General features: G+C 43.3%; 9 protein-coding genes. 5 read left to right on the forward strand and 4 right to left on the reverse strand.

The features are described 5' to 3' along the window. Positions 1 to 176: 176 nt before the first annotated feature. From V7K30_RS21735 to lepA, 4 genes are all read right to left on the reverse strand, one after another. The gene (locus tag V7K30_RS21735) at positions 177 to 614 is read right to left on the reverse strand and encodes a DUF6918 family protein (RefSeq protein WP_335002779.1); all 438 of its coding nucleotides are present in this window, start codon (positions 612 to 614) and stop codon (positions 177 to 179) included. A 395-nt stretch (positions 615 to 1,009) separates the two neighbouring features. Further along, the gene (locus V7K30_RS21740) at positions 1,010 to 1,234 is read right to left on the reverse strand and encodes an alpha-amylase family glycosyl hydrolase (RefSeq protein WP_335002828.1); all 225 of its coding nucleotides are present in this window, start codon (positions 1,232 to 1,234) and stop codon (positions 1,010 to 1,012) included. Between the two features lie 44 nt (positions 1,235 to 1,278). Beyond that, positions 1,279 to 2,466 (reverse strand): glycosyltransferase family 4 protein, encoded by a 1,188-nt coding sequence (locus V7K30_RS21745; RefSeq protein ID WP_335002781.1) that lies wholly within the window; start codon positions 2,464 to 2,466, stop codon positions 1,279 to 1,281. A gap of 939 nt (positions 2,467 to 3,405) precedes the next feature. Then, positions 3,406 to 5,217, reverse strand: coding sequence for a translation elongation factor 4 (gene lepA / locus V7K30_RS21750; protein WP_335002783.1), 1,812 nt, complete (start codon positions 5,215 to 5,217; stop codon positions 3,406 to 3,408). Positions 5,218 to 5,729: 512 nt separating this feature from the next. Here lepA and V7K30_RS21755 point away from each other — a divergent pair. The 5 genes from V7K30_RS21755 (at position 5,730) to V7K30_RS21775 (ending at position 13,110) form a co-directional block, all read left to right on the forward strand. Continuing rightward, positions 5,730 to 5,966 carry a hypothetical protein gene (locus V7K30_RS21755; protein ID WP_012408258.1) on the forward strand — a complete coding sequence of 79 codons (237 nt, stop codon included), beginning with the start codon at positions 5,730 to 5,732 and terminating at the stop codon, positions 5,964 to 5,966. 172 nt (positions 5,967 to 6,138) lie between these two features. Further along, on the forward strand, positions 6,139 to 7,914 hold the full coding sequence (locus V7K30_RS21760; RefSeq protein ID WP_335002785.1) for an ATP-binding protein: 1,776 nt from the start codon (positions 6,139 to 6,141) through the stop codon (positions 7,912 to 7,914). Positions 7,915 to 8,949: 1,035 nt separating this feature from the next. Next, positions 8,950 to 9,180 (forward strand): NifU family protein, encoded by a 231-nt coding sequence (locus V7K30_RS21765; RefSeq protein WP_012408256.1) that lies wholly within the window; start codon positions 8,950 to 8,952, stop codon positions 9,178 to 9,180. 78 nt (positions 9,181 to 9,258) lie between these two features. Then, entirely contained in the window at positions 9,259 to 11,493 is a 2,235-nt protein-coding gene (locus V7K30_RS21770; protein ID WP_335002787.1) for a glycoside hydrolase, read from the forward strand. 564 nt (positions 11,494 to 12,057) lie between these two features. Further along, positions 12,058 to 13,110: a serine/threonine-protein kinase gene (locus V7K30_RS21775; protein ID WP_335002789.1), complete on the forward strand. Its 1,053-nt coding sequence runs from the start codon at positions 12,058 to 12,060 to the stop codon at positions 13,108 to 13,110. Positions 13,111 to 13,540: the final 430 nt, after the last annotated feature.

Genomic DNA, 13,540 nt, shown 5'->3' on the forward strand with positions numbered 1-13,540 from the left:
GTCGTTAAGTTGACATCAACGAGCTATGCGCCGCAAAAACCTGAAAACTTTTTCTCCTCCTGCCCCCTTGCGGTCTTAATAATAAGTCTTTAACGGGACACGATATAATATCTGCCCTATATGCCACCGACGTCTCGAACGATGGCATACGTTTATTGTGATTTTTTCCTTCTGGCTCAAGTCTTAGTGTAATTATGGATTACTTTCGCTAAGTCTGGTACTGCTTCTTCTACGTGCTTTTTGGCTGAACCGCGAAATTTTTCATAGGTTCCTCGCACGATTTGGCGCTTGGCGTTCTTGACTCTAGCATCGGTGACACCCAGTAGCGCGTCTGCCGTCTGAGAGCGATTCGCACTCAGGTGTTCAATTGGATTGCCTTTCTCTACGCCTTCACTCCAGATGGGATCAAGTGCCGTGAAGCACTGCGGTAGTATCTGCTCAACAACGTAGGGGATATACCCTGGCTTGACCCCTTTCAGGGCGGCGAAGGCAGTTTTCAACGCGATGCCGCTCATACCTGACTTGGATGCAAGCTGTCCTTCTATCATCTTGCAACAGTCATCTACGACCATAGCCTTTTTGGTCGGGTTCAAAAGTCCGTCGTTAAGTCCCATTTCAGTCTTCCTTATCTAAGTACTTAATTTCTATTCGACTAATTTTTTTAGCAAGCAGGAAATTACAGAAAATGGTATCAGAGTTAGAGGATGTTATCGACATAAGGAATATGGGTAAATCGAATTGAGGTGAGCGCACAAGCAATCTTAAAGAGACTACTTCGCCCGTGCCCTGCAAGCTTCTGGGTTGCTTAAACAAAGATGTAAGCGCCATCGAGAGATTGACGCTTACACAAGCACAAATATAGGCTTTATCCTCTTAATTTGACACCAATCAGCAATGTTCCCTACGATCGCTTGAAGCAATAACCGCTATAATTTCGGCCAGATGATATCCAAAATAGATTAGGTATTAGTTGTGACTGTCCAGATTCTTCCGTAGTTGCTGGGAATAGTTACCCAATATTCTGAATAGCTGGAACCCCGATTAAATTGTTTTCACCCAATTCCTCACCTTGCCACACTAAGGGAATCCCTTTAGCAGTGAAAATCCCAATCAGGTAAGGTTGAACTTTATACCACAAGTCGCGATTATCTTCTTGTAATAAATCATTATCGCGGGCGATCGCACCAAAGTTACAGACAAAGCGGGAGTGATCATGATTTTCTATATATTTAATTTATATCCCCGACTTCTTGAAGAAGTCGGGGATGTGGAAGTCCCTTACCAGGAAATTTGCGATCGCTCTTGTACAACTCGCTGATATACTTCTTCAGTTTGCTTGGCTAATTTCGGCCAGCTAAAGCGCCGCTCTAAATCTTCATAAGCATTATCCACCAGCCATTGCCGATAACCTGAATTTTTTAAAACCTCCAAAATTCCCCAAGCTAAAGAATTGGGATTGTTCACCCAAGTAACAATGCCTGTTTTGGTATGTTGCACCACTTCAGGAAAACCACCAGTATCAGAAACTACTACAGGAACACGGGAAGCAAAGCTTTCTAAAGCCACAATTCCAAAAGGTTCGTAAAGACTAGGAAAAACGGCACAGTCAGCGACAGTTTGGAATTTATCTAAATAATCATCGGAGAGAAAACCTGTAAAATAGCAATGATGCCAAATTCCCAAATCCCAGGCTTGGCGCTTGAGATGGTCAGTATTGCCGCCACCAACGATCACAAATTTAACGTTACCTCCCATTTGGGAAAGGATTTTGGGTGCGGCATTGAGTAATATAGGTACACCCTTTTCGTAGGTCATGCGACCGAGGTAGTAAACGATTTTCTCTTCGTCTGTGGCAAATTGGCGGCGAAAATCCAGAGCATGAAAATCTACGTGGTGCTGTTTCTTTTCGGCTCGGATACCGTTATAAATGACATCGATTTTGTCCCAAGGACTGTGTAATGCTCGTCCTACTTCTTGGCGCATATAGTCGCTACAAACAATAATCCGCCAAGCGTTGAAAGCCAGCAAGATTTCTTTGCCATTAATATAGCCTTGGATGTCTGTGTGAATACCGTTATAACGTCCGTATTCTGTGGCGTGAATTGTGGCAATTAGTGGTATTTTAAAATTATGCTTAAGAGCGATCGCAGCATCTCCTACTAACCAATCATGGGCATGAATTAAATCAAATGACCCTTCCTCTAAAATCAACTTACCACCGTGATGTCCCATACTCAGGTTGAGATTGACTACCCAGTGGAAAAAGTCGTTACTATGTGCCACTGGCACTCGATGTACGTTTACTCCCTCAACCACCTCATACATCGATGCCTGACCAAACTCCGCCGTAATCAGGTGAACTTCATGCCCTAGCTTTACCAGTTCCGGGTACAACTCCGCTACATGCCGCGCAATTCCCCCAACAATCCTTGGTGGAAACTCCCAACTCAATACCAGTATCTTCATCTACTAGACTCCCCAACACTTTACAAATATCTAAATAACTACATTTATCTAAAAATACAAGTCTGGCGAATATAGTGAGTACTTTTACTAAAACTTTTAGATTTTTTAACGGTGATTTTGTTAAAGCTTATCAAAGGTTATCAACTGTGGGCTAGCAATATAACACAAGGTCAATCGATTTTGGATTTTGGATTTTAAATTTTGGATTGACCCCGACCACTTTTTGGCTTGGGGCAAGCCGAATTTTAAATTTTGGATAATGGAATTGTTCCGCCCACGTTCGCGCCCTGTCAGAAGTGCGGGGCGGGGCATGAACCGAAATAATTTTTAATTCTTTAATCTAAAATCTAAAATTGGCACGGTCAAAGTGAGTTGTTGGGATAGGCTTTTGAGAGGTTAACAAGAAAGGGGAAATCGGCTTCACAGCAGTATTTAAGCGCCCACTTTGCAACTTAGGCTTCAAGAAGCGGTAACGACGCGAAAGCACTAACTTGATCACGCCCCTGCTGTTTGGCTATATAAAAGATTAATCCGAAAATTAGGTTTTTATCCTTAATTTATAAGGCTTTGAGGTTAATTCGCGGATATGTCTAAAGTGCTTTGTCACCTGCATTAGGGACTGACAACAAATAAATTATCCAATCTTGTGGGGTGGGCCGAAAAGCCATTGGTGTCAACTTAAGCGCAAACCCCTTTAAAACCTCGTTTCCAGCCAGAGCTGGAAATGCTTTTTCATTGCGGCTCTGCCGCTAATCTTGAGGCGGCAGCCGCCACATTAGGCATTCCCAGTCAGAGACTCTTGACGAGGGAATCTATCAAAGCTTTGTCTAGACTGGTTTTTACGTTAACTTGACACCAATGGCATCGTCTTTTATGTTTTTTCAGGTTGAGATGTCGCCGCAAGCAGCCAATCGTCTCTGAGGATTAAGCACTCTTAAATTAGCTTTGATCCAAGCGCAGTACCGCCATAAAGGCTTCCTGGGGTACGTCCACAGTACCTACGGATTTCATCCGCTTTTTACCTTTTGCTTGCTTCTGTAAAAGTTTCTTCTTCCGACTGATGTCACCACCGTAGCACTTGGCTAGCACATCTTTCCGCAAGGCAGGAATGTGTTCACTGGCAATAACTTTACTGCCAATAGACGCTTGAATTGGCACCTTAAATTGATGACGGGGAATTAGTTCCTTGAGTTTTTCTGCCATTGCCCGCCCGACGTTGTAAGCTTTATCTCGATGCACAATCATCGCTAAGGAATCCACCGGATCACCGTTAATCATGATATCTAGTTTCACCAGAGGATTTTCACGGTAGCCAATCAGGTGATATTCCATACTGGCATAACCGCGCGATCGCGACTTCATCTGATCAAAAAAGTCAGTCACCACTTCCGCCAAGGGTAGCTCATAGGTAAGTGTAGTTCTTCCTTGGGCGAGATATTTCATATCCTTAAAGATGCCACGGCGATTTTGTGACAACTCCATCAAGCTGCCAACATAGGTTTCCGGCGTAATCATCTCTACTTGGACGTAGGGTTCTTCAATTTTTTCGCGATCGTTGGGAGAAGGTAAACGGCTAGGATTATCGATGTACAACTCCTCACCTTTGAGGGTGATCACCTTATAAACCACCGAGGGGGCTGTAATGATTAAATCTAGGTTATACTCTCGCTCTAGACGTTCTTGGACAATTTCCATGTGCAGCAAACCCAAGAACCCGCAACGGAAACCAAACCCCATCGCGCTAGAAGTTTCTGGTTCGTAGTGCAGCGCTGCGTCGTTGAGTTCGAGCTTTTCTAAGGCTTCCCGCAAGTCTTCAAATTGGTCAGCATCAATGGGGAACATGCCACAATAAACCATCGGGTTCGCTTCTGCATAACCTGGTAGGGCTGACTCTGCTTTCGCCTTACTTAGGGTAATTGTGTCTCCTACCCTGGCATCAGCTACAGCTCTAATTGCCGCTCCCAAATAGCCTACTTCTCCAGCGTGCAGTTCTTCAACTTGCTTTTGCGTCGGAGAAAGGACACCTAACTCATCAATTTCAAATTCTTTACCGGATGCCATTAAATGGATGCGATCGCCTTTTCTCACGGTGCCATCCATCACCCGGAAATACACAATTACTCCCCGGTAACTGTCATAATAGCTATCAAATATTAACGCTCGTAAGCGTTCATTTATCGTATTAGGCGGTGGCGGTATCCGCTCGACAACTGCTTCTAAAATTTCATCAATACCAATTCCTTCTTTAGCAGAGGCCAGAATCGCCCCACTGCAATCTAGACCGATAATTTCTTCAATCTCGCCAATTACCCGTTCTGGTTCTGATCCTGGCAAATCGATTTTATTCAAAACCGGGATAATTTCCAGGTTACTCTCTAACGCTAAATAGACATTTGCCAAAGTTTGCGCCTCCACACCTTGGGACGCATCTACTACTAACAATGCCCCTTCACAAGCAACAAGAGAGCGCGACACCTCATAAGAGAAATCCACATGTCCAGGGGTATCAATTAGGTTCAGCACATACTGCTGACCATCCTTAGCTGTGTAGTTCATCCGGGCAGCTTGCAGCTTAATTGTAATGCCGCGCTCCCGTTCCAGATCCATATTGTCGAGAAACTGTTCCTTCATCTGCCGGTCTTCAACAGTGCCAGTGGCTTGCAACAAGCGATCGGCGAGGGTTGATTTCCCGTGGTCGATGTGAGCAATAATACAAAAATTGCGAATGCGAACTGCGGGAACGTCAGTCATATACTATCTTTGCCTTAGCAGCAACCAAAGTTAAAAGAGCAATTTACTTAATGTATTTTAATGCTTTCTTAGCCAAGACGCTCCTGGCTTTTAGTTCTGAGTGGGGAGTGGGGAGTTAGGAGTTAGGAGTTATTCCCAATGCCCCACTTCACCCCATCTTTAACTTTCGATCTAAATAGGTGGACTTTTAAGAATATTATGAAAGTCTATTTGTCGCTGCTAGTATTCATCAGCTAGGAGCGTACAATGAATGTAAATAAGTACATGTAGGGATCATGGGCAATTGCGACCCGTAATTGCCCAAAATTACTGATTTACCGACAAAATTTCTAGAGCCATTGTCTAGTCAGTTATATGAAAAATGCGATTTGAAATTTAAAGCTGTTACTTTGGTGCTATTTCGGGGAACTATCTAACTGTGCCTTTGAAGATTTTTCAGTGAATTAGCCCAAATGATGAATATAACTACTTTACAAAGCTTTAGACAAAACCAATTCAGAGTATATAAACCTATGAATATGCAAGAAAAAACTACCGAAGCGGAAAACACACGAGCCGATAAGGTAGAAATTGCTGTCCGCCTAGACTCCGAGTTACTAGAGCAAATTCAACATCTCACCAATGACCCAAGTAAAGTGATTGAGGTGGCGATTCGCCAGTGGTTGCGGGGTGAAATTCTCAGAGATGATGAATTGACGCGCACGCCTGTGCGTACCCCCGTTCCTCCTCGCGGTGAATGGAACGATTGACCCCATCAGTCAGCTGTCAATGCAAATTAGAAAAAGTGAAGTTTGCCAATCTGGATTTCAAAACACCAATAAAAACACAATAAAAAACAAAAAAGCTGTAAAAAATTATGCAAAAATTTGAGCAGCTTTAGTAAAATTACGGTCGGATACCTTTGTCTATCCAACTCAATTAATGACTATTACTGCCAAATCCCAATTGCCGAATGTATTTTCCCAAAATCTGGAATCTATCACCAGTAAGACTGATGGCTCATTACCAACTCTAGGAGCCGAGTTGGTGTATATGCAAGATGGGGCAGGGCGCTATCTGACCTTTTGTTGGCAGCACAGCGAACTCTTGGGGTTAAATACTGAAAAAATAGTTGACGAGCTGAACCAGACCCAAACCTTTGTCCCGGTGGATAAGGTCACTTATTTGGAACGATTGCACCGAATTTTGACAAGTTTGGTGCCAGAAAGGTTTCAGTGTTGGTTTAGCTACCATCAGGAATTATTTGAGTTGGACTTAGTGATTAGTCCGATTATGCCGAGTTTGGGAACGACTGCTACTACAGTTTTAGTGATGGGACGGTTAGTGCAAGCGACACTCAACAAAAAACAAGTGCGTGTGGCATCAAAAATGCCCACACAAATAGAGTTGGCTTTACGTTCACAGCAACACCAAAAACTGGTAAATCGGATTACCAGAAATATTCGCCGAACATTGGATTTAGATATTATTTGGCAGCAAACAGTTGACAGTTTAGGAAAAGCACTACGGCTAGAACGCTGCATTATTTGTCGTCCCTATCAGCCCTGTAGCTCAAAAGTGAAAGTGATGGCTGAGTATCACCAACCAGAACTCACCTCAATGCTTGGTTCAGAAGAAATAGATATAGCTTCTGAGCCTGCCTTTGCTCAAGTCTTGGCAACCCTAGAACCAGTTGTGATGGAAGTGCCTGGATATGCTGATTCTAGGCGGCACAAAACTTTGGTGGTTGCGACTTGCTATCAAGACCAAGCCAATGGATTGGTTGCCTTGACTTGGCAGGATGAATGCTACAGATTAACAGAATCGGAATTAGAACTGGCAAAAGAAGCCGCAGATCAATTGGGAACTGCGATCGCACATGCTACTTTATATAAAGAATTAGAAGCAGCGCGTCAAAAAGCCGAAGAAGCTTCCCGCCTCAAAAGCGAGTTTCTGGCTAATGTATCCCATGAAATTCGTACCCCTCTCAACGGCATGATTGGCTTCTTAAAGCTGATTTTGGAAGGGATGGCAGATGACACAGAAGAACAAAACCAATTTTTGGCAGAAGCTCACCACTTATCTATACATTTACTGAATATCATCAACGATATTTTGGATATTGCCAAAATCGAAGCTGGTAAAATGGAGCTAGTTTACGCTCCAGTCAAGCTAGATGAGCTATTCAGTGATGTAGAAGGTTTTATGCGTCCCCAAGCAGAAATCAGAAACCTCAGCTTTCGGATGCAAATGCCTGCTACCTCTGATGAAATCATTGTCCAAAGCAACTACCAACGGTTGCTACAAGTTATGCTCAATTTGGTAGGTAATGCGATCAAATTTACCCATGAAGGGGGCGTCACCGTCAGCGCCGATTTAGTACTCAAAAAAGCGAAGCCGAACTTTCAAGGTCAAGAATTTCCTGGCATGGTGAGAGTCCGTGTTGCAGACACTGGCATCGGTGTTTCTTTGGACAAACAAGATAAACTGTTTCAATTATTCTCTCAGGTGGATGGCTCCCGCACTCGCCAGTACGGTGGTACAGGTTTAGGACTGGCAATATCCCAGAAGCTAGTGGAGGCAATGGGCGGCGAGGTACATTTTTATAGTCTGGGCGAAGGACTTGGCTCAACGGTCACATTTACAGTGCCACTATATCAACAACCAGTCATGGTTTCATGTACTGATAGCGACTCAACAGACAGTGCTGAGTGCTGAGTTAGTCATTAGTCATTAGTCATTGGTCATCTGGAACATTAACAATACTGGGTTTGGAGTTTTAAATTTTAAAGTTTTTGAGTAATTATTATTTAATAAATAACAAAATTGGAGATTGGAAATAATTCTGTCCCTAGCCTAGAGAATGGTATAATTTTATATCGGGTTGAAGAACAAAACACAAGAAACACCTAAATGTTGGCTTTCGCTTCGCTCTACTCAACCCAATACGCTTGGGTTACAGCGTTTTTCAGGTAAATGAAGTACACATCAACTTAACGTAAAAACCTGCCTAGAACCAGCTTTTAGATTGTCTCGTTCCCAGTCTCCGACTGGGAATGCCGTTCTAGAGGCTCCGCCTCCCTTGCTGGCGGCAGAGCCGCCAAGAGGCGCATTTCCAGCCAGAGGCTGGAAACGAGGTTTTAAAAGGGTTTGCGCTTAAGTTGACACCAATGAGCAGTGCTGTGCCCTTGAAATCATCTGTACCTCACCAAGTTGCAATCTGCTGTAAGGATAATCGTAGGTTGGGTTGAACGAAGTGAAACCCAACAAACCCTCGAAAATGTTGGGTTTCGTTCCTCAACCCAACCTACGCAGTTTAAGATTTTTGACGCTAACCCAAGCGTATTGCTACTCAACCTACGTAAAATAGATTTTTGACCCCTTTTTACGCAAAGGTGTACTTAGGAGCATTAAATCCTGCCTTCCGCCATACTGCAAAGCAGAACCTAAAGGCTAGAGTAAAGTAGGAGGCTCACACGAAAACAATGTTTCAGCTAATCTTATATCAAGTTGCTAAAACCAGTAGTGGTTTAGTCAAAAGTCATTAAAAACTGACACCTGACAATCTAGCGGCAATTAGATTTAGGATCGATTAAACAAAGCTGGAAAAGAAAATTTTGGATAATGGTTAATGAGTAACGGCTCATAGGGCACAGGGATCATTATTACTCAATGCCCCATGCCCCATGCCCAATGCCCAATGCCCAATGCCCAATGCCCATCGCCCATCATTAACTTAGCAGGTCTAAAACTATGGAACTCACAATTGATAACGTTGAAACAGTCTTAGATGAAATGCGCCCTTATCTCATGTCTGATGGCGGCAATGTGGAACTCGTAGAACTCGATGGGCCTGTTGTAAAACTGCGGTTGCAAGGTGCCTGTGGTTCTTGTCCCAGTTCTGCAATGACCCTGAGAATGGGTATTGAGCGCCGCCTTAAGGAAATGATTCCCGAAATTGCAGAAATTGAGCAAGTGGTGTAAAAGTTAGGAGTTAGGAGTTAGGAGTTATGAGTTTTGAATCAACTCCTAACTCCTCATTCTTAACTCCTAACTATTCTTATGTCCCATCCTCTCTACATCGCTTTTATCTGGCATCAACATCAGCCGCTGTACAAATCTCCTGGCAGCGGCGTTTCGCTATCTCCGAGTCAGCAGTACCGGCTACCTTGGGTACGTTTGCATGGGACTAAAGATTATTTGGATTTGGTATTGCTCTTAGAGCGGTATCCTAAGTTACACCAAACGGTGAATTTAGTTCCATCGCTGATATTGCAACTGGAAGATTATATTGCTGGCACTGCTTTTGACCCTTATCTCACAGCCAGCTTGACACCAGATGAACAACTCAACCAGCAACAGCGGGAATTTATTATCCAACACTTTTTCGATGCCAATCACCACACTCTGATTGACCCCCATCCCCGCTATGCCGAGTTGTACCAGCAAAGGCAGGAAAAAGGGCAAGCTTGGTGTTTAGCAAATTGGGAATTGCCAGATTATGGCGATTTGCTAGCTTGGCACAATCTAGCTTGGATCGATCCGCTGTTTTGGGATGACCCGGAAATTGCTGCTTGGTTAAAACAGGGTCGGAATTTTACTTTAAGCGATCGCCAGCGCATTTATTCCAAACAGCGAGAAATCCTCAGCCGCATTATCCCTCAACATCGAAAAATGCAGGAGGCGGGGCAGCTAGAAGTTACCACCACGCCTTACACACACCCGATTTTGCCGTTACTAGCTGATACTAACTCTGGTCGGGTTGCTGTCCCAAATATGACACTACCTAACCAGCGATTTCAGTGGGCAGAAGATATTCCCCGTCACTTGCGGAAAGCTTGGAACTTTTATAAAGAGCGCTTTGGACAGATACCTCGTGGTTTGTGGCCTTCGGAACAGTCAGTAAGTCCGGCGGTACTTCCACACATTATTAACCAAGGATTTAAGTGGATATGCTCAGATGAAGCCGTCTTGGGATGGACACTGAAACACTTTTTTCATCGGGATGGGGCAGGGAATGTGCAGCAACCAGAACTGCTGTACCGACCGTATCGCCTGCAAACCGCAGAGGGTGACTTGTCAATTGTGTTTCGTGACCACAGATTATCAGATTTGATTGGCTTTACCTACAGCGCCATGCCAGCAAAACAGGCAGCCGCAGATTTAGTGGGACACTTGCAAGCGATCGCTAAAATGCAAAGAGACAGTCAAAGTGAACAACCTTGGCTAGTTACTATCGCTTTGGATGGGGAGAATTGCTGGGAATTTTATCCCCAAGACGGCAAACCCTTCCTAGAAGCTTTATATCAAAGTTTGAGCGACGAACCCCGCCTCAAACTGGTCACTGTCTCCGAATTTCTCGAAGAATTTCCAGCTACAGCCACCATTCCCGAAGGGCAACTACATAGTGGTTCTTGGGTGGATGGCAACTTCACCACTTGGATCGGCGATCCCGCCAAAAATCGTGCTTGGGATTACTTGACAGCAGCAAGGGTTATGCTCGCAAGTCATCCCGAAGCGACGGAAGAAAACAACCCAGAAGCGTGGGAAGCATTGTATGCCGCAGAGGGTTCTGACTGGTTTTGGTGGTTTGGTGCAGGACACTCCTCAAATCAAGATGCCATCTTTGATCGGTTGTTTCGAGAACATCTGTTTGGCATTTACAAGGCATTAAATGAACCTGTACCGCCCTATCTCAGGCAACCAGTGGAAATCCACCAAGCACAGGGAAATCACACCCCACAAGGGTTTATTCATCCCGTCATCGATGGTAAGGGTGATGAACAAGACTGGGACAAAGCTGGACGCATAGAAATCGGCGGAGCGCGGGGGACGATGCACAATAGCAGTGTCATCCAGCGACTTTGGTATGGAGTGGATCACCTGAATTTCTATTTGCGGTTGGACTTTAAAAGTGGCGCTACACCAGGGCAGGATTTGCCAGCAGAGTTGAATTTGCTGTGGTTCTATCCAGAAAAAACAATGGTCAATAGCCCAGTTCCCTTGGCAGATGTACCAGATGCAGCCCCACTTAATTACCTTTTCCACCATCTTCTAGAAATTAACTTGCTGACGCAATCGATTCAGTTTCGAGAAGCTGGAGACAATCATCAATGGCATCCCCGTTTCAGTCGCGCTCAAGTAGCAATAAATAGTTGTTTAGAATTGGCAGTGCCGTGGGCTGACTTGCAAGTTCCGCCAGATTATCCCCTGCGCCTGATTTTGGTGCTTGCAAATGAAGGGCGTTTTTGCAACTACTTGCCAGAAAATGCTTTGATTCCCATTGAAGTGCCTTAGAACTCAATACCCTTGGTGTTATACCATTTCACAAAATACCTAGTAGGGGCGTATAGCTGTAGTTTCCTCCAGTCGAATCAAAAGACCTCTAAGAGGTTTTACTACGCAAAACCTGTCCCTCTCCGGCTCGGCTACAGTGTACACACAAATCCAGGACTTACGCAAAAAAGTTCTGAAGTAGGGGTAATTCATGAATTACCCCTACGACAAATCAGGTTTTTGAGACAATTTTGCGTAAGTCCTAAAGTCCTAAAAACCTAGCTTGATGAGGCTTGACTCGTTCCCAAGCTCCGCCTGGGAATGTATTCATCTCAATGTCTGACTGGAGGCAGCAGCCCCTAATCAGCCATTCCCATGCAGAGCATGGGAACGAGATAAACGAGAGAACAATGGAAATCGAGCTTTTTTCACCTTAAAAGTGCTAGTTATACAGAGATTTATTTTTGCTTTTTGAATTTTTAACAGAAAAGTAATAATAATTTGGCAAAGATTCAGTAATGTTACTGTTGTCAATGAATATTTGTCGTAGAATTAGAGACATTTCAGAGCAGATATTTTATACTAATGAATCGCTTTTTTCAGAAAATAACGAATTCTCAACAGAGCATTTCACAGCAAACTCAACTTGGTCAAATGTGTGGTTCCAAACGGCTATTTCGCGATCGCTATGAAATATTGCAAATTTTAGGTAGAGGTGGTTTTGGCATCACGTTTTTAGCCAAAAATGCCATATTACCTGGGAATCCCCTGTGTGTCATTAAACAGCTTTGTCCGAAAGTGACTAATCCTCAAAGTTGGCAAAGGGCGTGTATGCGCTTTGAAAAAGAAGCAAGAACTTTGGGTCAACTCGGTAGTCATTCGCAAATTCCCATGCTATTAGACTACTTTCAGGCGAATGGGGAGTTTTTTTTAATTCAAGAATACGTGCCAGGTTTGACTTTGGCACGAGAAGTGCGGCAAACTGGGGCCAAAAGTGAAGCCTCAGTTAAACAGTTTTTACAAGAATTATTACCTGTATTACAGTATCTTCATAAACATCATGTGATTCATCGGGATATTAAGCCCCAGAATTTATTGCGGTGTGAGGATGACGGGCGGGTAGTACTGATTGATTTTGGGGCGGTAAAAGAGCAATTAGTTAACGTTTGTGAAAACTCAATCAATCAAGCTGCAAAAACCAACTTTATTGGGACTAGGGGATTTGCACCACCAGAACAGTTTTCTCTCCGTCCAGTTTATGCCAGTGATATTTATGCACTGGGTATAACTTGTATTTATATGTTGACTGCGAAAAGCCCTTTAGAATTTGAGTACGACGCGAATACTGGTGAGATATGCTGGCAAAAAGAGGTAAATATTAGCAACAGTTTCGCCCATATTTTAGGAAAAATGGTGAAAATTATGTTACGTGATCGGTTTAAGACTGCCGATGAAGTCATGAAAGCTTTAGGTAATGAAAACTATTTGCCTACTTTGGCTAACTGTCTAACTACCCAAAAATTAAACAATAAAAGTATTACACAACACGAAAATTCTTACGAAACTCCTGATGTATATATGCCACCTGTTGCCAGAACTGCTAGTGCTATTCGGAAATGGAGAGCAAGGCTCAAGTAAACAAGGTTGCAGAATCAAGTTGAAGCATTATTACCTAAAGTATTAAATTAACAATTAATCATGGATGATTGAAAATATCAAAAACAAATCTAGTAAGCATTGTGACTACATTTAATAATCAGTGATGGTTAATTAATCAGGGTTTCAGTTAATACTTAGTCACTTTTCGCTTGCCAATATACAAGCAAAATTACTAGGGCTAGCAGCTCAGAAAAATATTTATATTCAGATTATTATATAATCGATAGAATAATTAATCTTATGGCTCTCGTAGTTTTCCACAGACGAGGAAGACTGACTACTATTTACAAACGCTAACTATATTAAGTAATTCCCCAATCCCCAGAACAGGGTTTTCTACCATAAGTAAACGAGAGTCAATTTTCTTAAGGGAAAGTTCGGGGCAAACTTAGCCTAAGTTGTCATGCAG

Source organism: Nostoc sp. (assembly GCF_036917655.1).
Classification (GTDB): Bacteria; Cyanobacteriota; Cyanobacteriia; order Cyanobacteriales; family Nostocaceae; genus Nostoc.

Coding starts and splice junctions, on each gene's coding strand:
- V7K30_RS21735 (WP_335002779.1), bottom strand. CDS start 614: ATGGGACTTAACGACGGACTTTTGAACCCGACCAAAAAGGCTATGGTC.
- V7K30_RS21745 (WP_335002781.1), bottom strand. CDS start 2,466: ATGAAGATACTGGTATTGAGTTGGGAGTTTCCACCAAGGATTGTTGGG.
- lepA (WP_335002783.1), bottom strand. CDS start 5,217: ATGACTGACGTTCCCGCAGTTCGCATTCGCAATTTTTGTATTATTGCT.
- V7K30_RS21755 (WP_012408258.1), top strand. CDS start 5,730: ATGAATATGCAAGAAAAAACTACCGAAGCGGAAAACACACGAGCCGAT.
- V7K30_RS21760 (WP_335002785.1), top strand. CDS start 6,139: ATGACTATTACTGCCAAATCCCAATTGCCGAATGTATTTTCCCAAAAT.
- V7K30_RS21765 (WP_012408256.1), top strand. CDS start 8,950: ATGGAACTCACAATTGATAACGTTGAAACAGTCTTAGATGAAATGCGC.
- V7K30_RS21770 (WP_335002787.1), top strand. CDS start 9,259: ATGTCCCATCCTCTCTACATCGCTTTTATCTGGCATCAACATCAGCCG.
- V7K30_RS21775 (WP_335002789.1), top strand. CDS start 12,058: ATGAATCGCTTTTTTCAGAAAATAACGAATTCTCAACAGAGCATTTCA.